We start from the raw sequence: 25,458 nt of genomic DNA, 5'->3' as shown, positions 1-25,458 counted from the left end.
GACCTGCGGAGTACGCCTCCAAGGCCCCAGCCTCGTCGGCTTCCCTCGCGCGTGCGACTCGCCTCGCGCCACCGCGCTGGTTGGTTATAAATAATCAACAGCGCCGCTTCAGACGTCGAAGTCGAGTTCGACCGCCGCGCCCGCCTCGGCGTCGCCCGGGTCGACGGCGTGTTCGTCGGCCGCGAAGCCGTCGTGGAGGTGGTCGTAGGTGCGCTCTATCGCCTCCACGATCACCTTCGTCCCGCCGGTGACGGGCATGAAGTTCGTGTCGCCGCTCCAGCGCGGGACGACGTGGGTGTGGAGGTGGTCGATCGACCCGCCGGCGGCGTCGCCCCCGAGGTTCTGGCCGGTGTTGACGCCGTCGGGGTCCATGTCGCGGCGCAGCGCGGCGAGCGTCGCCGCCTTGAGCTTCGCGTGGTCGAGGAGGGTCGCGTCGTCGAGGGCGGTCGGGTCCTCGACGTGGTCGCGCGGGACCACCATCGCGTGGCCGGGGTTGTACGGCGCGTTGTTCAGCAGGACGTAGTTGCGCTCGCTGCGGGCGACCACGCGCGCCGCGCGGGCGTCCTCGCGCTCCGGGAGCACGCAGAACGGGCAGCCGTCGATCGGGTCCGCGTCGCGTTCGACCCACTCGATCCGCCACGGCGCGAAGATCTGGTCCATCAGTCGTCGAAGCCGTGGATGCCGGCAGTCGTCACCTCGACGCCGTCCTCGGTGACGAGGAGGGTGTGCTCCGCCTGGCTCACGAGCGCATCGTCGTCCTCCTTCAGGACGGGGTACCCCTTGATCGCGTTCGCCTGCTTCAGCCGGCGGAGCGCCATCGCCGCGCGGTCCGTCTCCAGCCATCGCGCCGCGAACGGGAGGTCGTCGAACGCCTCGATCTCCTCCAGCGCCTGCCGCGCCCGCCGGTCGCGCACGCTCGCGGAGCCCTGCTGTTCGAAGATCTGCTCGTCGGTCCCCTCACCGACCTTCCCGCGGCCGTCGGTGGCGAACGGCTCGATCGCGACCGCCTGCCCCGGCTCCAGCTCGACCGAGCGGTCGACGCCGCGGTTCGGCACCGTGGGCCCGGTGTGGGCGTCGTAGCGCTGGACGCCGTGGCCGGAGAGGTTGAGGACGGGCGTGTAGCCGTATCCGCGGATCACGTCCTCGATCGCCTGGCCGACGACGCCGACCTCGACGCCCGGGCCGGCCTCGTCGAGCGCGGCCTCCAGCGCCATCTCGGCGGCCTCGACGAGCTCCGGGGTCCCGCTGTGGTCGACCGTCACCGCGGCGTCGGCGATGTAGCCGTCGACCTGAACGCCGACGTCGAGACACACCATCTCCTCACCGAACTCGGTCTCGCCGTCGCGGTCCGGCGTCGCATGCGACGCCTCCGGGTCGACGCTGATGTTGACCGGAAAAGCGAGGCCGGCCCCCTGCTCGCGGACGAAGTCTTCCGTCCACTCGGCGACTTCGAGGTGACTCCGGCCCGGTTCGACCATCTCGCGGGCCTCGTTCATCGCCTCGACCAGCACCGCGCCGGCCTCGCGGTAGCTCTCGACCGCGTCCTCGTCCAGAGGTCCGTGGCTCATGACTTCGGCTTCGGCGAGGGCGCGCAAAGAGGTTGCGGAGGGCGTCGAACGGGTCGGGACCCGTGGTCCGACTAACAGTCCTCGGAGGTGCCTCCCGCGAAGGCGGTCGGCGCCTGCCCCGGACGCCGACGTTCGGCTCGAACATGTTCGCTCGAAGACCGAGGGGGCTCCGCGGCGTTTATTCGAATATGTCGAGCACACCGTCCGATCACGATCACGACGCGGACCCGGTCACCGACCGCGTCCACGAGAACTCCTGGTCCGCGACCCTCGAAGGGCCCGAACACGCCGCGGACCGCGACCTGCTCGTCCGACAGGCGATTGACGCGGTCGAGCACACGGCCGCGGGCAATCACGTCAACCTCGTCACCCACGGCGAGCACGGCCACCCCGAGGAGTACCTCGTCGGCGCCCTCGAGGCGGCGCTCGGGGAGGGACTCGACTGGGAGTACGTCGAGCAGTGCGGCTGCGGCGGCCACGTCGTGCGCGTCCACGTCTGAGCGGGCCGGCCGCCTGACCGCCGCTCACTCGGGCTCGCCGTCCGCCCGCGGGAGCCACATCCGCACCACCGTGCCGGTCGGCTCGCGGGTCGCGATCTCGATGTCACCGCCGGACTCCGTGATTATCCAGTGGACGAGCCAGAGGCCGAGGCCGCTCGCGTGTTCGAGCGCCGTCTCGCGCGCCTCCGAGAACACCGTGCGCTCGACCGGCGGGATGCCTGGCCCGTCGTCGGCGACGTCGACCCGGAGACGGTCGCCGTCCGAGGCGACAGTCGCCTCGACGTGCGGGTCGTCGCCGTCGTTGTGGACGATAGCGTTCTCCAACACGTTCCGGACCGCGGACTCCAACAGCTCGTCCGCGGCAACGACCGCCGACTCGGGGACGGTCACCGACACGGTCGCGTGGGGGTACGACGACTCCAGCGACTCACAGAGGCGGGCGACGAGCTCGGCCAGGTCGATCTCCGTCCGGGCCGCGTCGCTGTGGAGCGCCACGTCGATCTCGCGGGCCTGGTCGCTGAGGTGCGTCAGCGTCCGCACCTTCCGGTCGATGACGTCGAGGTACGGGTCGCCCTCCTCGTCGACGTGGTCGCGGAGCAGGTCCGCGTACCCGCCGATGACGTTGGTGTCGTTCTTCAGGTCGTGGCGCAACACGCGGTTCAACACTTGGAGCCGCTGTTCGTACCGCCAAGGCTCCGTAACGTCGGTGGCGGTGATGACGACCTCGCGGGCGTCCTCGAACAAGCGCTCGATCACCGTCTCGAATCGCCGGTAGCTCCCGTCGTCGCGGGCGATGCGGTGCGTGAGCGACTGTGGCTCGGCGCTGCCGAAGGCGCGCTCGAACGCGTGCTGCGCCTCGCGGCGGTCCTCGGGGTGGACCAGGTCGATGACCGGACGGCCCTCGATATCGTTCGGTCGGTGGCCGATCAGCCGCTCGATTGACGGGCTCACGTACCGGACGAGACCATCTTCGCCGCAGACCGCGATCACGTTCGGCGACTTCTCGATGAGCGCGCGGTACCGCCGCTGGAGCGTCTCGCGCTCGGTGACGTCCCGAAACAGCAGGACGGTCCCGCCGCGGGCCGTCCGCGGCCCCGTGATGTCGTGGATGTCGACCGTCAGGAACTGGGGCGCGCCGCCCCCGTCGAGCGTCACGCGGAACTCCTCGGCCGCGTCCTCGCCCGTCACCGCGTCGGCGACGGCCGGGACGTCGTCGAACGCCTCGCCGACGGCGACGCCGAGGTCGGCGTCAGGGAACAGCGCCTCGGCCGGGTCGTTCCGGTCGACGACCCGTCCGTCCGCGTCGCAGACGACGACGGCATCGGAGAGGTTCGCGAACACCGCGTCGCGCGCGATGGGAGAGACGTCGAGCAGTCGGTACCGGAACACGAGCCACGCGAGGAGCGCCGAGGTCGCGCCGAAGGCGATCGGCGTGAAGTCGACGACCCCGCGTTCCGGGCCGACGACCCCGAGGATGCCAGCCGCCCCGAGGGCCATCGGCGCGACGCCGGCCGCGAAGAGGACGACCGCCTGTCGCCGGAACACGCCGTCGCGGGAGACGGCGGCGGAGCCGAGGACGACGAACGTGAAGAGGTTGACCGCGTAGGTGTAGCCGACGAAGCCGAGCAGCGCGGGCGTCGGGGTGTACGACAGGACCCGGTAGCCGCCGGCGTCGACGAGGACCGGGTCGACGTAGAAGAGCGGCTCGGCGCCGACCGTCAAGACGGCGACCCCGACCGCGGCGGGGACCGCCAGGAGGAGCGGGAGCTGCCGGCGTCCGAGCCACGCCGCCCGGTCGACGTACGCGAAGGCGAAGGCAGGCCACGCGACCGCGAGGCCGGCGAAGCCGAGCCAGACGAACCGGTTGAAAAACAGCGTGGGGCCGAGCGCGGGGGCCGACAGCTGGGCCGCGTACCCGAGCGCCCAGACGCCCGCGGTGCCGGCGACGCCGACGAAGCTCCACAGGAGCGCGCGGCCGCCGCGCGACCGGTTTCCGACGGCGTACACGGTGAATGCGAAGGAGGCGGCGGCCGCGACGAGCAGCGGAACCGTGTACGGCGTCGGTTGCCACGCCATCGATACGGGTAGGATGTGGGAGCCCGGTAAAAATGGACCGAATCCTCTAACCCGATTGAGGAGAGCCGATCCGTATGCTTGAACCCGGCGACGCCGCCCCTGAGATCACGCTCACCGACCACCGCGGCGAGACGGTCACCGTCGACCCGGCCGCGGCCAGCCATACGGTGGTGTACTTCTACCCGCGCGCCGACACGCCGGGCTGTACCGCCGAGGCGTGTGGCTTCCGCGACGAGTGGGACGCGTTCGAGGACGCCGACGTCGCCGTCGTCGGGATCAGCGACGATCCGGTCGCGGACCTCGAGCCGTTCGCCGCGGAGTACGACCTCCCGTTCGCGCTCCTCTCGGACCCCGACGGCGCGGTCGCGAGCGCGTACGACTCCTACGGCGAGAAGTCGATGTTCGGGAACACCTTCGACGGGGTGTTCCGGAACACGTACGTCCTCGACGAGGCGGGGACCGTGGTGCTCGCCTACGAGGGCGTCTCGCCGGAGGACCACGCCGTCGAGATCCTCGAGGATGTCCGCGCGCTCGACGACTGAGCCCGCGGTGTCCGCGGCCGGCGCGCGGCGGCTCACGCGGGGAACCGAATCCCGGCGGCCGCGTCCGCGATCTCGCGGCGCTTCAGCAGCCCGAACCCGGCGACGATGACGACGAAGCCCGCGACAGTGAACGGCGTCACCGGCTCGGCGAGCAGGAGCGCGCCCGCGACGGTGGCGACGACCGGGACGACGTAGGAGACGAGGTTGATCTCGAAGGGGCCGAGCCGGTCGAGCAGCGTGAAGTAGATGGTGTACGCCACCGCCGAGGAGACGAGCCCGAGGAACAGCAGCGGGACGAGCGCGCGCGGCGCCGCGACCGGCAACTGTTGGGTCTCACCCAAGCTGAGGCTGAGCGCGTGGATGGCGAGGGCGCCGAACCCCATCGCCCAGCCGGTGAGCGCGACGCTGGAGAAGGACGTCTCGACGGTCCGGAGGCCGACGCTGCCGACCGCGACGGCCATCACCCCGATCGCGATCAGCCCGACGCCGACCGCGACGCCGCCGCCGAGGTTCGCGGGGTCCGGCTGCGCGACGAGCCCCACGCCGAGGAACGCGAGGACCACCCCGACCGCGCCGCGCGCGTCGAGGTCCGCCCCGCCGATCCACGCGGCCGCGACCGCCGCGGTGGCGATGGGGACGAGACTGTAGGTGATCGAGGCGATGCCGCTCGTCGTGTACTGCTGGCCGACGAACAGCAGCGCGTTGTTCGCGGCGACGGAGAGCCCGCCGCTGAACCCGATCGCGGCCAAGTCGCCGCGCGTCCGCGGGATCGGACCGTCCTGCGTGAGGAGGACGTACGATATCAGGGCCAGCGCGGCCACGTCGAACCGATAGGCGGCGTACAACACCGGCGGGTAGTAGTCGAGACCGACCTCGATGGCGACGAAGGAGCCGCCCCAGAACAGCGCGAGGAGGCAGAACAGCGCGGCGTTACGGTACCGTGACACGGTCGCCCCGACGGGGGCGGCAGGTAAAGCGGTGTCCGTCGCGGCCCGGACCGCCGGTGACTGAGCGTCCGGCGGGGACGCGCGGCGCGGTGGCCCACGAGACGCGCGGCCGGCTCAGTAGCCGCGGACGATGAGGTAGTCCGCGAGGTCTTCGAGCAGCCCACGAGAGCCGCTCTCGGGGAGGATTTCGAGGTGTTCCTTCGAGCGCGCGGTGAGGTCCTCGGCGGTCTCACGTGCGTACTCGATAGACCCGACCTCCTCTAACGCGGCGACCGCGTCGTCGATGGCCGCCTCGGTCACCTCCGCGGGCGTGTCGGCGTCGACGAGCCCGTCGACGTCGACCCCCTGCTGCCGGGCGTGGAGGGTGATGAGGGTCTCCTTCCCCTCGACGAGGTCGGAGCCGCGCTGCTTGCCGAGCTCCTCCGAGGGGACGGTGAGGTCGAGCACGTCGTCTTGGATCTGGAACGCGCGCCCGGAGTCGATCCCGTATTGGTAGAGCGCGTCGACGACGTCCTCGTCGGCGCCGAGCAGGAGGGCAGGCGTCGCGGCCGACGCGCCGTACAGCACCGCGGTCTTCAGCTCGACCATGTCCAGGTACTCGTCGGGGAGGATGTCGTCGCGGTTCTCGAAGGCGACGTCGAGCGCCTGTCCCTCGCAGATCTCGGTACAGGTCGACGCGAGCATCCGCATGGCCTCGAGGCCGTGCTGCGGGTCCGCGCCGGTCTCGGTCATGAACTCGAACGCCTTCGAGTAGAGCGTGTCGCCCGCGAGGATCGCCGTCGAGACGTCGTACGCCTCGTGGACCGCGGGGACGCCCCGCCGCAGGTCGTCCTCGTCCATGATGTCGTCGTGGATCAGCGTGAACGACTGGATCACCTCAATGGCGACCGCGGCGCGCATCACGTCGACGTCGTCGCCGCCGAGCGACGGGAACGCGCGGAAGTCGGCCCCCATCGGCTCCGTCTCGGTGACCGCCTCCGCGGCCAACGTCGCCACGGTCGGCCGGAGCCGCTTCCCGCCGGCTTCGAGGATGTACCGCGTCGCCTCGTACAGCCGCTCCGGCTCCTGGACCGGCAGCTCCTCGTCGATAGCGGCGTTGACGAGGTCACGCCGCTCGCGGATGGCGTCCAGCACCCGCGCCTCCTTCGTCTCGCTCGTCATTCGACGAGCTGGATCGTGGACCCGTTCTGCGTCACGTGAACGTCACGCCCGAGCTTGTACCCCTGCGTCTTCGCGAGGTCGACGTACGGCGAGCGGCCCTTGAGCGTCTGGTGGCCGGGGATGAGGTGCTGCGGCTGGAGCGCCTGGAGCATCTCGTAGTGCCCCTCCTCGCGGAGGTGGCCGGAGACGTGGATGTCGTCGTAGAGGCGCGCGCCCTGCATCCGGAGCAGCTGTTCGGACTGGTAGCGCTGCCCCTCGTTGGTGGGCTCCGGGATGACGCTCGCGCTGAAGACGACCTTGTCGCCGTCGTCGATCTCGTAGGGGGTCTCGCCGCGACCCATGCGGGTGAGCATTGCGCGCGGCTCGCCCTGGTGGCCCGTCACGATGGGGAGGAAGTTGCCCTTCCCCTCCTTCATGATCCGCTTGAACGCGCGGTCGACCGACTTGCGGTGGCCGTACATGCCGACATCGCCCTGGAAGTCGACGAAGTCGAGCCGCTCGGCCGTGCCGGAGTACTTCTCCATCGAGCGTCCGAGCAGGACCGGCTGGCGGCCGATCTCGCGGGCGTACTCGACGAGGGTCTTCACGCGGGCGATGTGCGAGGAGAACGTGGTGGCGATGATGCCGCCCGTGTAGTCCTCCATCGATTTCAGCGTGTCCTCGACGTGCTTCTTGGCGTACGACTCGGAGGGGGTCCGGCCCTTGCTCCCGGCGTTCGTACAGTCCTCGATGTACGCGAGGACGCCCTCGTCCTGACGGCCGATCTCGCGGAACCGGTCCATGTCGACCGGGTCGCCGATGACGGGGTCGTGGTCCAGGCGCTTGTCGAGACCGTAGACGACCGCGCCCTCGGGCGTGTGGAGGACCGGGTTGATCGCGTCGATGATCGAGTGGGTGACGTTGACGAACTCCAGTTCGACCTGCTCGGAGTCGCCGATCGCCATCGACGCGCCGGGCTTCATCTTCACGAGGTCGTTGTCGACCTGGAACTTGCCCTCGTCTTCGATCTGCTGGCGGACCAGCTCGATCGTGTACGGCGCGGAGACGATCGGCGCGTCGTAGCGGTGGGCGAGCTTCGGGATCCCCGCGATGTGGTCGAGGTGGCCGTGAGTGGGGACGATCGCCTGGACGTCGCCTTCCAGTTCGCTCATGACCCGGTCGTCCGGGATGGCGCCCATGTCGATCAGGTCGAGGCTGTGCATGCTCTCGGTCTCCACGTTGTCGTGGATGAGGACCTTACTGAGGTTCAGGCCCATGTCGAAGATGACGATGTCCTCGCCCGCGCGAACCGCCGTCATCTGTCGACCGACCTCTTCGTAACCGCCGAGTGTCGCAATTTCGATTTCCATAGTGTGTCCGTGTGTGACGCCGTGGTCGGCGTCGGTCACTGAACCCCGCAAGGAGCCGTCGGCGCTACGTCCTACCGCGCGTCGTTGAAGGCCCCGCTACGGCCGAGTCGTCGCGACTCACCGTGTCCCGCGGGAGTGTGGTACATCGGCGTACTCTCGCCCACGTTAAAAACTCCCGGGTTCGCCCCCGCGGCGCCGGTTCGCGTCCGAGCGGCTCCCACAAAGCGTTTCACGGCCTCGGTCGAAGCGTCGGCGATGGCAGACATTCCCCGCCGACGGGCCCTCCTTGCTGCCGCGTCAGGGATCGCCGCCTTGGCCGGCTGCGCCGGCAGCGAGACGGCGTCGAACAGCGTTCCGAGCAGAGAGCGGCCGATCGACGACTACGAGCTCGAGAAGGTGCGCGACGAGGCGGGCGACGCGCTCGTCGCCGCGGGCGAATCGCTCCCGTCGCCGTCCAGCGACGAGCCGGCGCGAGGGCGCCGAGGGGCGCGCCGAGTGTTGGTGGCAGACGACGACCTCGGGGAGCTCACCTTCGCCGAGACGGACCCGGGCGAGACGCTCCGGTCGTTCTGCGGCGCGACCGACTTCGACGCCGCGTCGGTGTACCTCCTCGCGATGCCCGTGCGGGCCTGCCGGGAGATCCGGTTCCGGTCGGTGTCCGTCGAGCCGGACGACCTCGCCGAGGGGGAACTCCACCCCTACGCGCAGTTCTGTGAGGCGTACCGCCCGGCCGACGCGGCGTGCGCCCCCGACGAGTTCCACACCGTCGGGTTCGCGATCCGGCTGCCCGTCGCGGCCGACGGCTCGACCGGAAGCGGGCGCGGCATGCGGGGCTCCTGTCGGCGGCGGGGTCGGCCCGCCGTGTTCAATTCGTCGGCGACCGAGTCGGGGGGTGACGGCGCGTGACCGCCGACTCCGGCTCCCGTCGCCGGTTCCTCGCCGGGCTCGCGACGGCGGGCGCGGCGGCCCTCGGCGGCTGTTCGGCGCTCCCGTTCACCGGCGAGGAGGAGCGTCCGGCGGCGCCAGCGTCGCTCCCGTCGGACGCCGTCGGCACCGTCGAGTGGCCGGCGTCCCCGTTCCCGGTGGCCGTCCCCGAGTCGCTCGCGGACGCCCACGAGACGCGGGCGCTCGAGATGCTCGCCGACGTGCCGGCCGACCCGGACGTCCCCAACGTCGCCGTCGCCGAGAAGATCGGGAGCGACCGGGAGCGTGCGATGGAGCGGTCGAATGCGGCCCCGCCCGACGGCTGGCCGGTCGACGCCCTCACCACGTGGCGCGGGCGGCGGGAGGACGCCGCGGCGGTCCGCGGCGCGCACCGCGCGGCTACCGGGACCAGCGACGCGGCAGAGCTGGCCGCCCGCCGACGCGCGGTCCGCGCCGACCGCAGTTCGCTCGCGGCCGACCTGACGTACCGCGCCGACTCCCCGACGGAGGCGGTCGTGGCGTACGAGCCGGTCGAGTCGCTGCTCGCGCGGTGCGCGGAGCACGTCGAGCCCAGTGTCAGCTACCCCGCAGATCCGGTCGCAGATCCGTTCCGGGCCGGCGAGGCGGTCGCTCGCGTCGAGCGCGCGCGAGCCGCCGCGGGCGACGCCGAGGGGCTCCGGGACGCGTTCCTCGGCGAACGCGACGACCCGGCCCCGCAGTGGGCGTCGCTGGTCGCGGCCGCCGACGAACTGCGAGCCTCGGTGAGTCGGACGCGCGCGACCGTCCGCGAGCGGCTGGGCGGTGAGGATCCGCTCAGCGGCGAGGACCTGAGCGGGACGGTGGCACAGGAGCTCGTCGCCACAAGCGACCAGCGGGTCGAGTCGGCCGTCGACGACGTGGAACGAGCGGTCGACAACGGCGACCACGCGACCGCGGTAGTCGAAGCCGGCACCGCGCTCGCCGAGGTCGACGCGTACCGGAGGCTCGTCGACGAGATCCGCGACGGGAGACACCGCGAAGTCCCGTCGGAGTCATCCGTCCGATCGGCCGCGGAGCGGGCGCGGACGGCGGTCGGCGAGGCGGGCGCGGGCGACGATCCGCTGGCGGCGCGGCTCGTCCGCCCCGGAGTGGAGCTGTTCGGGTACGTCGCCGACCGCGTCGGGGAGGGGTACGGCTCGGCGCGGCGGGCGGAGGCGAGTCTGGTGTACGCCGCCCGCTACGCGAGCGCGGTTCCGGCGGCGACCAACTTCGTCCGCGAGCGGCTGGAGTGACGGCCGATTCGTGTCAGATCGGGCGGGTCCGGCGGCCGCGTCCCGGTATTTTTATTATCGCGACGGGCGGCGATACGGACAATGAGTGGACGACCCCTCGACGTGCTCGAAGCGTCGCTCGAGGAGCCGGTGACGGTACACCTGAAGGACGGAACGACGTACTACGGCGTCCTCGGCGGGTACGATCAGCACATGAACGTGGTCATCGAGCCGGAGGACGGCGTGGACGACCGCGTCGACGGCGAGCTCGACGGGGAGTTCGCGGTCGCAATCGAAGACACAACGATTATACGCGGCGATAACGTCGTCACCATCAAAGCATGACCGGCGCAGGTACGCCCTCTCAGGGAAAGAAGAACAAGACGGTCCACGTGAAGTGTCGACGCTGCGGTGAGAAGTCCTACCACGTCAAGAAGGAGCGCTGCTCCTCGTGCGGCTTCGGCGAGTCCGCCTCCCGGCGCGACTACGCCTGGCAGTCGAAGACCGGCGACAACTGACGACGCGGTTCTTCTCTTCGCTTCGTTTTCACCGGCGACCAGGCGTAGCGCCCCGCTCGGAGAGCATCGGCGACACGTGACCCGCGTGCGGTTTCGGTCCCCCGACCGCTCCGCCGCCGAGCCAACCGTTAACCGGATCAGTCGCCGACCGGAGATATGGACCTCTCAGTCGTCGACCTCTCGCCGGTCCCCCGCGGCGGCACCGCGGCGGACGCGTTCGCGAACACGGTCGACGCCGCGCGCCACGCCGAGCGACTGGGTTACGAGCGGTTCTGGGTCGCCGAACACCACGGCATGGGCGACCGCCTCGCCGGCACCACGCCGGAGGTGCTGCTCGGCCGGCTCGCGGGCGCGACCGACTCGATCCGCATCGGCTCCGGTGCGGTGCTGTTGAACCACTACAGCCCGTTCAAAGTGGCCGAGTCGTTCGGCGTCCTCGACGGGCTGGCACCGGGCCGCGTCGACCTCGGGATGGGCCGCGCGAACGGCTCGCCCGCGTCGGACCGCGCGCTCGGGACCGACCGCCGCGTCGAGGACCCGAACGAGGACCACCGCGAGCGGATCACGGCGGTGGTGAACCACCTCGGCGACGCCTACCCCGACGAGCACCCGTACGGCGACCTGTCGGTTCCGGGGTCGGCGGCGGGGCCGGCGATCCCGTGGGTGCTGGGGTCGAGCCCGGCGAGCGGCGAGATAGCCGGCGAGCTGGGCCTCAGTTACTGCTTCGCCGGCTTCATTCGCCCCGGGTTCGGCGAGCGCGCGTTCGCCGAGTACCGCGAGGCGTTCGACCACGAGGCCGGGCCAGGCGGGCTCGACGAGCCGCGGGGGATGATCGCGGTCAACGCGGTCGCTGCCGAGACGGACGAGGCAGCGGCCCGGCGGCGCGCGCCCGCGGAGGCGACGTTCCGGCGGATGAAGCGCGGCGACCTCGGCGACGAGACGCCGACCGTCGCGGAGGCGGTCGACGAGCTGGGCGGCGCGCCCGACCCGACGCCGGCGACGCTGGACGACGACGAGTGGCCGCGGTCGATCTCCGGGAGCCCGGAGACGATTTCGGGGCTGCTGGAGCAGCTGGGCGACCGCGTCGGGGTCGACGAGGTGATGATCCAGCACACGGTGCCGGACCACGAGGCCGCGCTCGACTCGCACGCGCTGCTCGCCGAGGCGATGGACTTGGAGCCACGCGCCGACTGACGGGCGGACGACTGGCGCGCGGACGGCGAGCCGTAGCGACCGTGGCGACGACCGACCGTCGAAGTGAAGAGAGGTGACGGACGGCCCGCCTCGGTTCCGGTACGGACAGGCGTTTAGTCGTCGTGCCTAATACTCGCACACATGTCCGACGACGAGCCGACGGGGCGACCCTCGCTCGAGGCGGTGACCGAATGGGACGGCGGCATCAGCTGGGTCGCGCATCCGGAGGAAGACGCGATGCGCGGGAGCCACGCGCTCGCGACCGAGGGCGGGGTCTGGGTCGTCGACCCGCTCGACGCCGACGGGCTCGACGACCGGCTGAGCGACCTCGGCGAGGTCGCCGGCGTGGTCGTGACCCACGACCGGCACACGCGCGACGCCGAAGCGATCGCGGCGCGCCACGACGTCGCCGTGTCCGTCCCGGAGTGGACGGACCTGGCGCGAGAGAAACTCGACGGCGACCCGGAGCCGCTCGACGGTGAGCTCGCGGGGACGAACTACGAGGTCCACCGCCTCATCGACACGGACGAATGGGAGGAGGCGGTCCTCGTCGACGAGGCCGGCGGCACCCTCGTCGTCATGGAGACGCTGGGCACCCTCCCGGGATTCTGTGAGGGCGACGACGACATCGGCGTTCACCCGGCGCTCGACGAGGCGCCGGACGGTCTCGCCGACTACCGCCCGGAGCGAATCCTGGTCGGGCACGGCGAGAGCGTCTCCGAGGACGGTGCGACGAAGCTGGCGGCGGCGCTCGACGCCGACTGAACCGGCCCCGATGACGAGATCCGGTGGTGCCCCGATGTCTTTTGGAGCCGCGAGACGTAGCTGCTCGGGGTCGATCCGTCCGTTCCGTCTCGAGGGACAGGTCAATTGATTACCGTACAGTCCGTATCAGCGGTTCGTATGGGGCAGGGCTACGGAGTCGGGTTCCGATCGCTCACGACGGAAGTGACGGACCACCGCCCCCCGGTCGAAGGCGACATCCCGTCGTGGCTGTCGGGGACGCTCATTCGGAACGGTCCGGGGCTGTTCGACGTCGGCGGTGAGCGACTCGGGCACTGGTTCGACGGCCTCGCGATGCTTCGGCGATACGCGTTCGAGGACGGGACGCTGTCGTACTCGAATCGCTTCCTCCGCACGGACGCCTACGCGGACGCGATGGACGGCTCCGTCTCCGGGCAGTTCGGGACCGACCGGACGGGCGTGGGGAAGATCGCGTCGTGGCTGCGGGCGCTCGGCCCGCCGGAGATCACGGACAACGCGAACGTTCACGTCGCCCGCCTCGACGGCGAGTACGTCGCGCTCACCGAGGCGCCGCGTCGGGTCGCGTTCGATCCTGCGACGCTCGAGACCCGAGGCGCATTCGGCTTCGACGACGATCTCGGCGAACACGTCACCGCCGCGCACCTCGTGCGCGACCCCGAGACCGACGCGTGGTTCGGCTTCGTGACCGAGTTCGGTCGAACACCCGAGTATCACGTCTACCGGCTCGACCCGGATCGCCGCGCCAGGGAACGGGTCGCGTCGATCGCGGCGGACGGCCCGGGGTACATCCACGACTGTAGCATCACGACCGATCATGTCGTCCTCGTCGAGACGCCGCTCGTGATGCCGATCCGCCGCGCGCTGAGCCCGTTCTCCGAGGGCATTCTCGACGTCTTCGATTGGCAGCCGGAGCGCGGCACGCGCGTCCTCGTCGTCGATCGCGAGACCGGCGACCTTGTCGCAGATCCCGCGCTCCCGCCCGTCTTCGCCTTCCACCACGTCAACGCGTACGCGACGAGCGACGAGGTCGTCGTAGACCTCGTCGAGTTTCCCGACCCCGGCATCGTCGACGCGATGCGCCTCGACGCGCTCGACGATGCCCCGTCGGACGTCGACGTCCCCGACGGGCGGCCCGTCCGGTATCGGGTCGACCTGCGGTCCAACGACGTCGACCGGTCGACGATCCACCCGGTCGGCGTGGAGCTCCCCCGAGTCGCCCGCGACGTCGTCGGCCGCGAGTACCGGTACGCCTACGCGCAGGCGACGGACCGCGAGGGCGCGAACGGACTGGTGAAACTCGACGTCGAGACCGGTCGGACGCGCGAGTGGTGGGAGGACGGCGTCTTCGTGGAGGAGCCGATCCCCGTGCGGCGGCCGGACGCGACCGCCGAGGACGACGGCGTCGTCGTCGCGCCGGCGCTCGACAGCCGCGCGGAGGAGACCCGCCTGCTCGTCTTCGACGCCGACACGCTCGCACTCCTCGCCGACGCGTCACTCCCCCACGCGGAACCGTTCGGCTTCCACGGCCGGTTCTTCAGTGACAGCTGAGCGTCACCGCACCGTCCGTTGTCCGCTGTACCATTCCCGTTAGATGAACTCGGAGTTCCGCGGCCCGTTCGTGAGGTGAACCTCGAACGGCTGCGTGCCAACGTCGTCCCGTTCGACGAGGTGCCAGTACGTCTCCGCCATCTCGTCGGGGTCGAGGAACGTGTCGCCGTCTCGGTCGGGGGACCGTTCGCGAGCGCCCGGAGAGTCGATCTGTCCGTCGATGACGACGTGAGCGACGTGAACGCCCTCCGGCCCGAACTCCTGCGCGATGTCCATCGCCATCCCGCGGGCCGCGAACTTCGCGGCCGTGAACCCGATCGCGCCGCCGAGGCTCCGCACCGACGAGGTGGCGCCGGTGAAGACGACCGTCCCGCCGCCGGTCTCAAGCATGTCGCCGACCGCCTCCTGCGAGCAGGCGAACGCGCCGCGGCCGTTCACCGCCCAGGACTCTTCGAACTCCTCGACGCTCGTGTCCATGAGTCCCGTCCAAGAGGCGGCGCTCGCGTGGTTCACGAGAACGTCGACCGGCCCGAACGCCTCTCGGACCGTCTCGAACCCGTCCCGGATCTGCTCGACCGCCGTGAGGTCCGTCGGGACGGCGAGCCCCTCGCCCGGGTCCGGCAGGTCCGCGGCGAGATCCTCGAGGTAGTCCGCCGACCGGGCGAAAAGCGCGACTCGACAGCCCTCGGCTGCGAACGTTCTGGCGAGCGACTCGCCGAGTCCCGGACCGACGCCCGCGATGACCGCAGTTCGGGTCATACGTCGCGTACTCGTCCCTCCCGTGTAAACTGTGGCGGCGGCGTGGGGGAGATGCCCCCGCGTGCGGTTCAGGGAGCGGCGAGACGGACCGGTCGATGCGCACAGGACGTCAGCCGGACGTGCCGGCGCCGCTTCCGGCGGACGTCCCCGACGGCCGTCGGTGAACTGGGGGTAAGACGTCGTCGTCGTCGATCTCGTCCCAGTCGAAGGCGGGAACGAGGATGTCGAACTCGGGGGCGACGTCGACGGGGTCGATAGCGGTGGCCGCCCGCTGGCCGGGGGCGAATCGGTGCGGTTCGGCGACGTGGAGCGTCGGCGGCGACGCGAGGCCGAGTCCCTGCGGTGGCTCGTACGCGATCCCGGCCCCGGCCGTGAGGTAGATCTCGCGACGACCGTAATCGAGGACGACCACTCGCTCCTCGCTGTCGGCTCGCCGCACGGCCGCGTACAGCGTCTCGCGAGACCACGGACCGACCGGATCGAGGTCCGCCGCGCGAGTGACGTGGACGTTGTTCCGCGAGCGCGGATTGAGGACGTCGTCCGGCCTCCCGAGCATTTTCAGCCGGCCGCCGATCGAGCCCATGCGCGCACGTATCGGCGTCTTCACGCATATATCTCTCCCCGTGTCGCGTGCGGCGTCCCGTCCCCCTCGTGGACGAAATCGCCTGCGCGCTCGGCGGCGGCCGGCGGCGCGCCCCTACTCCACGCGGTCGCGGGCGGCGGCGATCAGCATCGGGAGCATCACGGTCGCGTCGCCGTAGACGGAGGCGTTGCGCGCGTCCTTCTCCAGCTTCCCCCACGAGCGCGCCTCCTCGAGCGTCGCGCCAGAGAGCCCGCCGGTCGCCTCCGGGTCCATCGTGATCTGGACGGCGTAGTCGTACGCCCGCGGCGTGACGAGCATCGTCTGGAGCGTGAAGTTCTTCGGCACGCCGCCCCCGACGAGCAGGCAGCCCGCGTCGTCCGACTCGAAGGCGAGGTCGGTCAGCTCGGTCATGTCCGCGAGCGCGTCGAGCGTGAAGTCGGCCGTCTGCGCGTACATCCACGCCTGTAGCCCCAGCACGGAGTCTTGGACCGCCGGGCAGTAGATCGGCACGTCGGACTCGTAGGCGGCGGCCGCGACGCCCGGCCCCTCGGGGATGTCGTCGCGCTCGTTGACTTCGGCGTTCGCGCGGCCGAGCTCGCGCGTGAGGTCGGCGATGGAGACGGCGTCGCCGCCGTCCGCGTCGGGATCGGCCTCCAGCGCCGGGAACACCTCCTCGCGGAGGTGCCCCTCGAACTCGGCGAAGTGCTCCTGCGGGAGGTAGACGTTGTAGATGCGGTCGACGCCCTCGTCGCGGAGCCCCTCGTCGTGCTCGCGGAGGCTCTTCTCGGGGTCGTGGGTGCGCCCGTGGTGGTGTTTCCCGCCGATGGCCTCGATGGCGTCGTGGGTGAGGTTCGCCCCGGTCGTCACCAGCGCGTCGACGTAGCCGTCCCGGATGAGGTCGGCGACGATCCGGCGCATCCCGGCGGGGACCATCGCGCCCGCGAGCGAGAGGAACACGGTACAGTCCTCGTTCGCGAACATCTCCGCGAGCACGTCGCCCGCCTCGTTGACGGACGCCGCCCCGATCCCCGCGTCGCCGTAGCCGTCGACGAGCTCGCTCACGGTCATCCCGGCGGTCGCGCGGGTGTGGCCGACCGGGTCCTCGTGGAACTCCTCGCGGTGCGGCTCGTGGCCCTCGCCGTCGTCGCGGTGGTCGTCACCGTCCGCGGCCGCGTCTCGCGTCTCCTCGTCGCTGTCGGTCATGGCTGCGGGTGGGGGCGGCGCGCGTTTGAAACGACCGATCTATCACCCGGCGCTCCCGCCGCTCACCGGTGGGAACAGCGCCAGCTCGTCGCCCGCCTCCAGCGTCGCGTCGAGCCCGTCGTCGTGGCGCACGCTCCGCCCGTTCCGGAGGACGTTGATGTGGTCCGCGACGGTGTCGTCCTCGATGACGCGGTCCCTGAGGGCCGGATGTGCGTCCAACAGCGCGTCGAGGGCGTCGCCGACCGTGTCGCCCGGCTCCGCGTCGACGGCCACCACGCGGTCGCCCGCGATCTCCGCGAGGTCGGCGAACAGCTTCCACTCCATGGCGTGATCCCCGCGCGGGCGACTCAAGAGCGTTGCGTCCCGTCGGGATCCGCGGCGGACGCGCCGTTGCGGTCAGCGGTGTCGTCGGAGGGAGTCTCGTCGGGACCGGCGGCGTCGTCCGGTTCAACTTCGGGGTCCCTCCCGTCTCCACCGGGCGTATCGTCCGCGTCGCCCGCTTCGGTCGGCGTCGCGGCGGCCGTCTCGAACCGGCGGATCGCGCCCGGGCGGCCGACGAGGTACACCAGGTGGCCGGTGCCGAAGGCGTAGTCGCGTGGCGGGATCGGCTGTACGGACCCCTCCGCGGGCCGGACCGCGGCGACGACGGTGAGCGTCACGCGGCCACCTCAGCGAACCGGTCGAGCGCCTCGCGGCTCCCGACGACAAACAGGTCGTCGCCCGCCGACAGCGACTGCGAGCCGCCGGGGGCGATCGTCCACGAGTCGTGTCGGGCCGCGAGCACCGCCACGCCGTACGCCTCGCGCACCTCGGCCTCGCCGATGGTGTGACCGTCCAGCGGCCCTCCGGCGACGACCGAGACCCGGCGGAACCGCTTGCCGGTCCGGCGCAGCAGGGCCGTGAGCTCGTACTCACGGCGAGTCCCTCGCGACAACACGAGGACGCGGCCCCGGTCGGCGCGGAGGAGCGCCGTCGCCTCGGCGCGGTCGAGCGCGAGCGTCACCCGCCCCTCGCCGCCGGTCGTCGTGGGGGCGGTCGCCGCCGGCGGCGGGGCGACGGCCGCCTCCCCGCCGTCGGTTCGGAGGTCGTCCGGATCCGCGTCGCCGCCCCCGGCGGGAGTGTGGGTCGACGCCGCGCCGGCTCCCGGCTCCGGCTTCCCGCTCGACTGGGCGGCGATCACGGGCCCCTTGGCGTCGAGGTCGGGGGTGATCACGCGGACGACATCCCCGCGGGCGATCCCGGTCGGGACAAGCGCCGACACGGACACCGCGCGCTTCCCCGCGGGCACCCGCTTCGAGAGCGCGCCGGTGGGCGGGGCGGCGGCCACCGTCGCGCGCGCCTGCTCGTCGATCCGGACCGCTACGTCGGCCAGGTCGAGCTCGGTCTGGAGCCGCTCGGCGAACCGGCTCTCGAGCTCCGCGAGCGGCAGGTCGGCCGGGAACGTCCAGTTGCCGTCGAGGATCGCGCGGCGCGTGTCGGCCGGCAGCGGCGGGTACCCCTCCATGTCGTTCACCTCGCCGGTCACCGCGACGGAGACCCGGCCGCGGCCACCGACGAGCTCGACCACGTCGGTCGAGAGCGTCCGGTCCCGGAGCTGTTTGAGCGAGATCCGCTTCGGAACGCTGGCGCCGAGCCGGTCGCCCTGCGCGTGGGCGTACAGCGAGATCATCAGCACCACGACGATCGCCGTGAGGATCGCCGGCGCGCGCTCCGACGACCGGATCGTCTCGTCGTTGAGCGCGAGCAGCCCGCCGTTGACGCCGGCGATCGCGAGCGACAGCACGACCACCCCGAGCCCGGGGATCGTCACGTCGGTGACGTACTTGAACACGAACCCGAGGGTGCCGGCCACCAGCGCCGGGACGATCCCGGTGATGACACCGAGGTAGACGCCGAAGACGATCTCGACGGGCAGCGACATACGGCCTCCAATCCGCGGCGCGGTTAAACGTGTGTCGGCGAGATAACCCACGGGCTGCCCGCCGGATCGGCGCCGTGACGGCTCGCGGGGTTTAAGTTCGGTCTCGGCGACCCGGGCACATGGAGCTGACCCGGGACTGGGTGACCGTCCGAGCGTCGATCCTGTTGACCTTCGCGGTCGCGGTGCTGTCGATCCTCGCCGGGCTGGCTCAGATCGGCGGTCTGGGCGTCTCCGGCCCCCTCTCCCCCTACGTGCCGGACTACATCCGGCAGACCGTCGGGTTCACGGGGACGATCACCGGCTTCGGGATGTTCGGGAGCGGCTTCGCGCTGCGGAACGGGTACCGGGTGGGGTGGTACACCACGGCGGTGTTGCTGCCGCTGACGGCCCTCCAGGGGCTGATGCAGGCGTCCGTCCTGTCGTTCCCGCTCGTGGCGCTGTCGCTCCTCTCCGTGCCGACGCTCGTGATCAACCGGGGACGGTTCGACCGCGACTTCAGGCCCTCCCCGACGCAGTTGGCCGCGGGCGCGGCGCTCGTGGGCGCGGTCGCGTACGGGACGCTCGGGTCGTACGCCCTCAGGGAGCAGTTCGAGGGCATCGAGACGATCGTCGACGCGTTCTACTTCACCGTCGTCACCGCCTCGACGGTGGGGTACGGCGACGTCCACCCCGCGACCGGCCCAGCCTCCGACATCGCGCAGCTGTTCGCGCTCTCCTCGCTCGTCGTGAACGTCGCCGCCTTCGCGGTGGCGCTTGGGGTCCTCCTCACGCCCGCCATCGAGGCGCAGCTCTCCAAGGCGCTCGGAAAGATGACCGACAAACAGATCGACCTCCTCGACGACCACGTCCTCGTGCTCGGCCACGGGGACCTGACGGAACCGATACTTGAAGAGCTCGACGCCCGCGACGGCGTCGAGTACGCCGTCGTGACGCCGGACGAGACCGCCGCGCGGCGGCTCGCCGACCGCGACATCCCGGTGTACACCGCGGACCCCAGCGACGTCGACCCGCTCGAACGCGTCAACCTCGACGGCGCCCGAGCGGTCGTCGCCGCGACCGAGGACGACGCGCGCGACGCGCTCGCCATCCTCACCGCGCGCCAGCTCAACCCCGACGTGCGGATCGTCGCGGCGGTGACGCAGCGAGAGAACGTCGACAAGCTCCGGCGAGCTGGCGCCGATCAAGTGATCTCCCCGACGACGCTCGGCGGACACATCATCGTCGACTGCGCGTTCGGCGCGGACAGCAAGGACGCGACCGAGGGGATCCTCGACGACGTCGACCTCGACGCCGACGACTGAGCGCACCGGCCCCGGCCTCAGCGGTTCCGCCGACCCTTCGTCTGGCGGTAGTCTCTGCTCAACACGTTCTCGCGCATGTGCTCGCGGAAGGCGTCCGCCTCCTCGTCGCTCATATCGGCCGGCTCCTTCATCGGCACCAGTTCGAAGCCGCGCCCGCGGATCGTCGTCGCGTGCTCGGCCTCGACATCGAAGGAGTCCGGGCGGCGCGTCGTGTACTCGACCGCCAGCTCGCGGAGCGGTCGGTCGCCAACGGGCACGATAATCTGGGGGTTTATCATTCGGATCTCCGCGTTGAGGAACGGCTCGCAGGTGTCGACCTCCCGGTCCGTCGGGCCGCGCTCCGGGTGCCGACAGCGGGTGAGGTTCGTGAAGAAGACGTTCTGGACGTCCGGCTCCGCGGCGTCCGGCGCCGACCGGACGAAGCCGAGGTCGGCGAATATCGACTGGACCAGCTCGCCCCCGCCCGGCCCGGTGAAGGGGACGCCGTTGCGTTCGGCGGCCGCCGTGGGGCGAGTCCCGACGACGAGGAACTCCGCGCCGACGTCGCCGTAGCCGTGGACGACGCGGTCGCGGGCGCCGCACAGCTCGGCGCAGTTCTCGCAGTCGGCGTCCATCGCGAACGGGTTCTCGAACTCCGTCTGGTTCGCGTCCACAGTGGTCCTGTGCGCTCCGCGTTCCTAAACGCTCCGACGCGGAGAGCCGTCAGCAGAAGGGTCAGAGAGAAACAGCGGCGCGCGGCCACGACGCGGCCGGATCAGTTCGGCACGTAGTGGTCGCCGTCGCAGTCGACGAGTCCCTCGCTGCGGAGGGTCTTCAGGATGCTGTACAGGGAGAGCTTCTTCATGCCGAGCGACTCGCCCATCTCGGACACCGTGGCGTCGCCGTTCGTGGTCAGGTACAGGTACACGAGCTTGGCGCGGGGGGACTGGAGCTCCCGGGGCAGCGCGGGGGCCGCCGCGGACGCGGTCTCCGTGTCTAACATCTTGTTCGATGGAACGTGTTCGACGATAATAAACCCCCATTTCAACGTTCGTCGAAACAGCAGGAAGCGGTCAGAAGCCGTCTCAGGCGTTCGGTTTCGCCGGAACCGATCCGGTAACGTCGATCGACGAACGGCAAATCGACGCGTATCGACGCCGGGTTTCGACCGTCGACGGATAGGAGATCGTGAACGATCCGGATCGATCAGTCGGAACGGCCCGCGTCCGCGAGCGGGGGTCCGACCCGCGACCGTGAATCCCGGGTCGGCGAGGCGGTACGTCGCCGCGGCCGGCCGAACGCGTCGAGCGGCTCAGTACGAGCGGCTCTTCGGCTCGTACGTCTTGTTCTCGCCCTCGAGGACGACCGGCTTGTACCACAGCTCCGGCTCGCCGTCGTTCCACGAGATGAGCGTGTGCTTCAGCCAGTCCTGGTCCTTGCGTTCCTGGTGCTCCTTGCGCCAGTGCGCGCCGCGGAACTCCTCGCGAGCCAGCGCGCCCATCGTCAGCGCCTCCGCGAGATCGAGGATGTTGCGCGTCTCGATGGTGTGGATGAGGTCGGTGTTGAACGTCCGGGACGGGTCCGACACCGCGACGTCCTTGTACGCCTCGCGGGCCTCGCGGAGGTCCGCGAGCGTTTCCTCCAGCCGGCCCTCCTCGCGGAACACGTTGACGTTGGCCGTCATCGTCTCCTGGACGGCGGAGCGGATCTCCGCGTGGTTGCGCCCCTTCCGGGAGAGCAGCTCGTCGACGCGCTCCTGCGCGCGGTCGACGGCGGCTCCGAGGACGCTCTCGGCGTCGCTCACCACCGCGCCGCCGTCGGCGGCGGCCGTGCCGGAGCCGCCCGTTTCGCCGACCTCGACGCCGAACTCGTAGTCGGCGGGCTGCCAGTTGCCCGACCGGCCGGTCTCGATCTCGGCCTCGCCCATCTCCTCGCCGGCCGCGTGACGGCCGGCGCGCTTCCCGAAGACGATGAGCTCGGGCAGCGCGTTGCCGCCGAGGCGGTTCGCGCCGTGGACGGAGGCGCAGGCGCACTCGCCGGCGGCGTACAGCCCGTCGATGACGGTCTCGCCGAACTCGTTCGTCTCGATGCCGCCCATCGCGTAGTGCTGGCCGGGCTTGACCGGCATCGGCTCCGTGAGCCCGTCAGCGCCCTCGAAGTCCTCCGCGAGGTGAAGAATGTTCTCCAGCCGGTCGAGGATGCGCTCCTCGCCGAGGTGGCGCATGTCGAGGTGGACGTACTCGTCCTCGATGCCGCGCCCCTCGTTGACCTCGGTCAGCTCGGCGCGGGAGACGACGTCGCGGGAGGCGAGCTCGCCGTCGTTGTTCGCGTAGCCGTGTTCGAACATGAACCGCTCGCCCTCGCCGTTGTAGAGGATCCCACCCTCGCCGCGGACGCCCTCGGAGATGAGGACGCCGGTCGACGGCAGCGTCGTCGGGTGGAACTGGATGAACTCCATGTCCTCCATCGGGACGCCGGCGCGGTACGCCATCGCGACGCCGTCGCCGGTGTTCGCCACCGCGTTGGTGGTGTGGTCGAACACCTGCCCCATCCCGCCGGTCGCGAGGATGACCCCGTCCTCGGCACGGAAGCCGCTGATATCGCCGCTCTGGATGTCGTACGCGACGACGCCGTGGCAGGTCCGCTCGCCCGGGTCGTCCTCGTCGGTGACGGCCAGGTCCATCACGTGCCACTCGTCGTACACCGTGATGCCTCGCTTGACCACCTGCTCGTACATCGTGTGGAGCATCTGGTGGCCGGTCTCCGCGCCCGCGTACGTCGTCCGCGGGAACGAGAGGCCGCCGAACGGCCGCTGGGAGACGCGACCGTCGTCCTCGCGGGAGAACGGCATCCCCCAGTGTTCGAGCCGGATGACCTCCTCGGGGCTCTCCTGGCAGAGCGCCTCGACCGCGGGCGCGTCGCCGAGGTAGTCGGACCCCTTCATCGTGTCGTACGCGTGGTCCTGCCAGGAGTCGGCGTCGCGCAGCGCCGCGTTGATCCCGCCCTCGGCCGCTCCCGTGTGCGAGCGGACGGGGTGGAGCTTCGACACCATCGCCACGTCCGCGCCCGCTTCCTGTGCCGCGATCGCCGCCCGGAGTCCCGCCCCGCCGGCCCCGACGACGACGACGTCGTGTTCGTACATTGTTGGTATGTAATTTCGTAAGTTCCGGAGTCCCTTGATACTGTCTGTCGGGATTACCAGAACTTCAGGTTGTTTTTGACCGCCTCGCGCTTCAGCTCTTGGATGTGCTCGGTGAGGGGGATGTCCTTCGGACACACCTCCGTACAGGAGAACTGCGTCTGACACCGCCAGACGCCGTGTTCCTGCTCGATGATCTCCAAGCGCTTCTGTTTCATCTCCTCGCCCTCGCGCTCGTCCATCGCGAACCGGTACGCCTTGTTGATCGCGGCCGGCCCGAGGTACTCGTTGTCGCCCGCGGCGACGTTACACGAAGACATACACGCGCCACACCAGATACAGCGCGTGGACATCTTGATCTTCTCGCGGTTCGCCCGGTCCTGACGCTGCTCTTCGAGCTCGCCGTCCGGGTACTCGTCCGTCTGGAAGTACGGCTCGACGGCCTCCATCTGCTCGTAGAAGTGCTCCATGTCGACGACGAGGTCCTTCGTCACCTCGGCGTGCGGGAGCGGCTCGACGCGGACCGGCTCTTCGAGGTCCGAGATCTGCGTCTTACACGCCAGCTTCTGGCCGCCGTTGACGAACATCGCGTCCGAGCCGCACACCGCCTGCCGGCAGGAGTGGCGGAACGTGAGCGAGGAGTCGTACGTGTCTCGCGCGTACATCAGCGCGTCGAGGACGGTCATCCCCTTCGTGAACGGGACGTGGAACGTGTCGAACCGCGGCTCCTGTTTCCCCTCGACTTGCGGGTCGTAGCGGAACACCTTCAGCTCCACCGTGCTGTCGTCGTCGGCCGCCTTTTCGGCCTCCTCCTCCTGCCGCTGTTCGCGGCGCTCGGCCGCGCGACGCCGCTTCTCCGCGCGGCGCTCCTCGCCTTTCGAGGCCGGCTGCGTCTCGGCTTCGGTCTCGCTCGATTCCTCGGTCTGCTTCGGAATTTGCGTGCTCATGGTCGGTTCAATAGAGTCCGATACCCGCCCACGCGTTCGCGGTGCGGATTCCCTGCGCGATCAACACGACGCTCGCGGCGACGAGCGTCCACTTGATCACGGTGCGTTTCGTCCCGGTGAGCCCCTGGTTCACCAAGGCGTTGTAGACGCCGTTGACCCCGTGGAACGTCGCGGTCACGAGGAAGAGGATCATCAGCGAGTAGTAGCTCAGCTGCTCCATCCGCGCCGAGCTGGCGAGGAACGACACCTCGTCGGCGTGGTGGACGAAGTGGAGCAGGAAGAAGTGGAACGCCAACACGACTAAGAGGAAGACCGCGGTGATCCGCTGGAGCAGCCACATGCGACCGCCCGACTGGAACGAGGAGTAGCGCTCGGCCATCTCAGAACGCCCCCGCGATGAACGTCGGCACGGACGCGACGGTGATCGCTCCCGTGAGGATCAGCGACGCGTAGAAGCTCTTGTCCTGTGCGTCGAGCCCGATTCCGAGGTCGGTGAGGAGGAGTCGGGTCCCGTTGAGCATGTGGAAGACGGCGACGGCCAGCAGGCCGACCTCCAGCAGGCGGACGAGCAGCAGTCCCTCCAGCGAGACGATCGTCTGCGTGTACACGTCGTTTCCAGCAGCGATCGCCGCTTCGCCGGCTCCGGCGGCCGGAATCCCCGTACTCAACACGGCGATGTGGGTGAACAGGTACCCGATGAGCACCCAGCCCGTGAACTTGTGGAAGATCCACGCCCACATCCCCGCCTCGAACTCCCGCCAGCGGGCGAAGTCCTCGATGAGGCCTCGATTGTACGACTGACTCATACCTAACGGTTCTGAACCGGGGTCGTATAGTAGTTACTAACACGGCGGCGCTCGATCCCGCGCTCGGGACGCGATCGGTCCGCCCGTTCGACCCGGAGCGACGCCGAGCCGCCGGATTCCAAGACTCGTCGCGGGCGCCGAGGTGCGGCCCTCAGCGCCGGCGACCCGCCCCGTGAGAGGGCGTTCCACGCCGCGGTGCGTCGCGGAAGCCTTTTATGTCCCACACACGCTTCTCCGGTCGCAATGGCGAAAGGCGAAGTCGATTTCTTCAACGACACTGGCGGCTACGGATTCATCGAGACTGACGACGCGGACGAGGACGTGTTCTTCCACATGGAGGACGTCGGCGGCCCGGACCTCGAAGAGGGTCAGGAAGTCGAGTTCGACATCGAGGAGGCGGACAAGGGTCCGCGCGCCACGAACGTCACCCGTCTGTAAGTCGGAGACGACACCCGAGGCGAATCGATTTTCGACCGAT

General features: G+C 70.4%; 28 protein-coding genes and 1 pseudogene. 11 read left to right on the top strand and 18 right to left on the bottom strand.

Annotated features, from left to right (window positions below; translation table 11 throughout):
* Positions 1–108 precede the first annotated feature (108 nt).
* Together ABNG04_RS02430 and map are read right to left on the bottom strand one after the other, a co-directional pair.
* The gene (locus ABNG04_RS02430; protein WP_371159734.1) at positions 109–660 is read right to left on the bottom strand and encodes an HIT family protein; all 552 of its coding nucleotides are present in this window, start codon (positions 658–660) and stop codon (positions 109–111) included.
* Entirely contained in the window at positions 660–1,568 is a 909-nt protein-coding gene (map, locus tag ABNG04_RS02425) for a type II methionyl aminopeptidase (RefSeq protein WP_371159732.1), read from the bottom strand. The genes ABNG04_RS02430 and map overlap by 1 nt, the downstream gene beginning before the upstream one ends.
* Before the next feature lie 188 nt (positions 1,569–1,756).
* Here map and ABNG04_RS02420 point away from each other — a divergent pair, with 188 nt between their 5' ends.
* Positions 1,757–2,068, top strand: a complete 312-nt coding sequence (locus ABNG04_RS02420; RefSeq protein WP_371159730.1) for a CGCGG family putative rSAM-modified RiPP protein — start codon at positions 1,757–1,759, stop codon at positions 2,066–2,068.
* A 24-nt stretch (positions 2,069–2,092) separates the two neighbouring features.
* On the opposite strand, the gene ABNG04_RS02415 is transcribed toward ABNG04_RS02420, so the two are convergent.
* Entirely contained in the window at positions 2,093–4,144 is a 2,052-nt protein-coding gene (locus ABNG04_RS02415; protein ID WP_371159728.1) for a histidine kinase N-terminal 7TM domain-containing protein, read from the bottom strand.
* Between the two features lie 74 nt (positions 4,145–4,218).
* Between ABNG04_RS02415 and ABNG04_RS02410 the strand changes: the two genes are divergently transcribed.
* Positions 4,219–4,686, top strand: a complete 468-nt coding sequence (locus ABNG04_RS02410; protein ID WP_371159727.1) for a peroxiredoxin — start codon at positions 4,219–4,221, stop codon at positions 4,684–4,686.
* Positions 4,687–4,718: 32 nt separating this feature from the next.
* Here the strand turns inward: ABNG04_RS02410 and ABNG04_RS02405 are convergent, their stop codons facing one another.
* The 3 genes from ABNG04_RS02405 to ABNG04_RS02395 all read right to left on the bottom strand — a co-directional run bounded on the left by ABNG04_RS02405 (position 4,719) and on the right by ABNG04_RS02395 (position 8,143).
* Positions 4,719–5,633: a DMT family transporter gene (locus ABNG04_RS02405; protein ID WP_371159725.1), complete on the bottom strand. Its 915-nt coding sequence runs from the start codon at positions 5,631–5,633 to the stop codon at positions 4,719–4,721.
* Positions 5,634–5,747: 114 nt separating this feature from the next.
* Positions 5,748–6,794, bottom strand: a complete 1,047-nt coding sequence (gene idsA3 / locus ABNG04_RS02400) for a geranylfarnesyl diphosphate synthase (protein ID WP_371159724.1) — start codon at positions 6,792–6,794, stop codon at positions 5,748–5,750.
* Positions 6,791–8,143, bottom strand: coding sequence for an RNase J family beta-CASP ribonuclease (locus ABNG04_RS02395; RefSeq protein ID WP_371159722.1), 1,353 nt, complete (start codon positions 8,141–8,143; stop codon positions 6,791–6,793). The genes idsA3 and ABNG04_RS02395 overlap by 4 nt, the downstream gene beginning before the upstream one ends.
* A gap of 255 nt (positions 8,144–8,398) precedes the next feature.
* On the opposite strand from ABNG04_RS02395, the gene ABNG04_RS02390 reads away from it, so the two are divergent.
* The 7 genes from ABNG04_RS02390 to ABNG04_RS02360 all read left to right on the top strand — a co-directional run bounded on the left by ABNG04_RS02390 (position 8,399) and on the right by ABNG04_RS02360 (position 14,342).
* Complete coding sequence (locus ABNG04_RS02390) at positions 8,399–9,049, top strand: hypothetical protein (protein WP_371159720.1); 651 nt, start codon at positions 8,399–8,401, stop codon at positions 9,047–9,049.
* Complete coding sequence (locus ABNG04_RS02385; protein WP_371159718.1) at positions 9,046–10,338, top strand: hypothetical protein; 1,293 nt, start codon at positions 9,046–9,048, stop codon at positions 10,336–10,338. The genes ABNG04_RS02390 and ABNG04_RS02385 overlap by 4 nt, the downstream gene beginning before the upstream one ends.
* A gap of 81 nt (positions 10,339–10,419) precedes the next feature.
* Positions 10,420–10,662 carry an LSM domain-containing protein gene (locus ABNG04_RS02380; protein ID WP_371159716.1) on the top strand — a complete coding sequence of 81 codons (243 nt, stop codon included), beginning with the start codon at positions 10,420–10,422 and terminating at the stop codon, positions 10,660–10,662.
* Positions 10,659–10,835, top strand: coding sequence for a 50S ribosomal protein L37e (locus tag ABNG04_RS02375; RefSeq protein ID WP_006112801.1), 177 nt, complete (start codon positions 10,659–10,661; stop codon positions 10,833–10,835). Before ABNG04_RS02380 ends, ABNG04_RS02375 begins: the two co-directional genes overlap by 4 nt.
* 156 nt (positions 10,836–10,991) lie before the next feature.
* Positions 10,992–12,029 (top strand): LLM class flavin-dependent oxidoreductase, encoded by a 1,038-nt coding sequence (locus tag ABNG04_RS02370; protein ID WP_371159713.1) that lies wholly within the window; start codon positions 10,992–10,994, stop codon positions 12,027–12,029.
* A gap of 141 nt (positions 12,030–12,170) precedes the next feature.
* Positions 12,171–12,794: a hypothetical protein gene (locus tag ABNG04_RS02365; protein WP_371159711.1), complete on the top strand. Its 624-nt coding sequence runs from the start codon at positions 12,171–12,173 to the stop codon at positions 12,792–12,794.
* A gap of 138 nt (positions 12,795–12,932) precedes the next feature.
* A complete protein-coding gene (locus tag ABNG04_RS02360) occupies positions 12,933–14,342 on the top strand; it encodes a carotenoid oxygenase family protein (RefSeq protein ID WP_371159709.1) in 1,410 nt (469 codons plus the stop codon).
* Positions 14,343–14,381: 39 nt separating this feature from the next.
* Here ABNG04_RS02360 and ABNG04_RS02355 read toward each other — a convergent pair whose 3' ends face one another.
* From ABNG04_RS02355 to ABNG04_RS02330, 6 genes and pseudogenes are all read right to left on the bottom strand, one after another.
* Positions 14,382–15,101 (bottom strand): SDR family NAD(P)-dependent oxidoreductase, encoded by a 720-nt coding sequence (locus ABNG04_RS02355; RefSeq protein WP_371159707.1) that lies wholly within the window; start codon positions 15,099–15,101, stop codon positions 14,382–14,384.
* Between the two features lie 109 nt (positions 15,102–15,210).
* The gene (locus ABNG04_RS02350; RefSeq protein ID WP_371159705.1) at positions 15,211–15,684 is read right to left on the bottom strand and encodes a hypothetical protein; all 474 of its coding nucleotides are present in this window, start codon (positions 15,682–15,684) and stop codon (positions 15,211–15,213) included.
* Positions 15,685–15,798: 114 nt separating this feature from the next.
* The gene (locus ABNG04_RS02345) at positions 15,799–16,887 is read right to left on the bottom strand and encodes a deoxyhypusine synthase (protein WP_371159704.1); all 1,089 of its coding nucleotides are present in this window, start codon (positions 16,885–16,887) and stop codon (positions 15,799–15,801) included.
* Positions 16,888–16,929: 42 nt separating this feature from the next.
* Positions 16,930–17,211 carry a ubiquitin-like small modifier protein 1 gene (locus ABNG04_RS02340; RefSeq protein WP_371159702.1) on the bottom strand — a complete coding sequence of 94 codons (282 nt, stop codon included), beginning with the start codon at positions 17,209–17,211 and terminating at the stop codon, positions 16,930–16,932.
* 23 nt (positions 17,212–17,234) lie between these two features.
* A pseudogene (locus ABNG04_RS02335) lies at positions 17,235–17,534 on the bottom strand (potassium transporter TrkA); the annotation flags it as partial.
* 8 nt (positions 17,535–17,542) lie between these two features.
* Positions 17,543–18,808, bottom strand: a complete 1,266-nt coding sequence (locus ABNG04_RS02330; protein ID WP_371159699.1) for a potassium channel family protein — start codon at positions 18,806–18,808, stop codon at positions 17,543–17,545.
* 119 nt (positions 18,809–18,927) lie between these two features.
* Here ABNG04_RS02330 and ABNG04_RS02325 point away from each other — a divergent pair, with 119 nt between their 5' ends.
* Positions 18,928–20,109: an NAD-binding protein gene (locus ABNG04_RS02325; protein WP_371159697.1), complete on the top strand. Its 1,182-nt coding sequence runs from the start codon at positions 18,928–18,930 to the stop codon at positions 20,107–20,109.
* A gap of 17 nt (positions 20,110–20,126) precedes the next feature.
* Here ABNG04_RS02325 and ABNG04_RS02320 read toward each other — a convergent pair whose 3' ends face one another.
* From ABNG04_RS02320 to sdhC, 6 genes are all read right to left on the bottom strand, one after another.
* Complete coding sequence (locus ABNG04_RS02320) at positions 20,127–20,762, bottom strand: uracil-DNA glycosylase (RefSeq protein WP_371159695.1); 636 nt, start codon at positions 20,760–20,762, stop codon at positions 20,127–20,129.
* 101 nt (positions 20,763–20,863) lie between these two features.
* Positions 20,864–21,091 (bottom strand): helix-turn-helix domain-containing protein, encoded by a 228-nt coding sequence (locus tag ABNG04_RS02315; protein WP_371159693.1) that lies wholly within the window; start codon positions 21,089–21,091, stop codon positions 20,864–20,866.
* Positions 21,092–21,400: 309 nt separating this feature from the next.
* Positions 21,401–23,230, bottom strand: a complete 1,830-nt coding sequence (locus ABNG04_RS02310; protein WP_371159691.1) for an FAD-binding protein — start codon at positions 23,228–23,230, stop codon at positions 21,401–21,403.
* Positions 23,231–23,283: 53 nt separating this feature from the next.
* Complete coding sequence (locus ABNG04_RS02305; protein ID WP_371159689.1) at positions 23,284–24,174, bottom strand: succinate dehydrogenase/fumarate reductase iron-sulfur subunit; 891 nt, start codon at positions 24,172–24,174, stop codon at positions 23,284–23,286.
* 7 nt (positions 24,175–24,181) lie between these two features.
* A complete protein-coding gene (locus ABNG04_RS02300) occupies positions 24,182–24,553 on the bottom strand; it encodes a succinate dehydrogenase hydrophobic membrane anchor subunit (RefSeq protein ID WP_371159687.1) in 372 nt (123 codons plus the stop codon).
* Position 24,554: 1 nt separating this feature from the next.
* Positions 24,555–24,980 (bottom strand): succinate dehydrogenase, cytochrome b556 subunit, encoded by a 426-nt coding sequence (sdhC, locus tag ABNG04_RS02295; protein WP_008441734.1) that lies wholly within the window; start codon positions 24,978–24,980, stop codon positions 24,555–24,557.
* A gap of 243 nt (positions 24,981–25,223) precedes the next feature.
* Here sdhC and ABNG04_RS02290 point away from each other — a divergent pair, with 243 nt between their 5' ends.
* Positions 25,224–25,418: a cold-shock protein gene (locus tag ABNG04_RS02290; RefSeq protein WP_004046659.1), complete on the top strand. Its 195-nt coding sequence runs from the start codon at positions 25,224–25,226 to the stop codon at positions 25,416–25,418.
* Positions 25,419–25,458 lie beyond the last annotated feature (40 nt).

It is taken from the genome of Halorubrum miltondacostae (genome assembly GCF_041379815.1).
Taxonomy (GTDB): domain Archaea; phylum Halobacteriota; class Halobacteria; order Halobacteriales; family Haloferacaceae; genus Halorubrum; species Halorubrum miltondacostae.
This window is presented reverse-complemented; position numbering and strand designations above follow the sequence as displayed.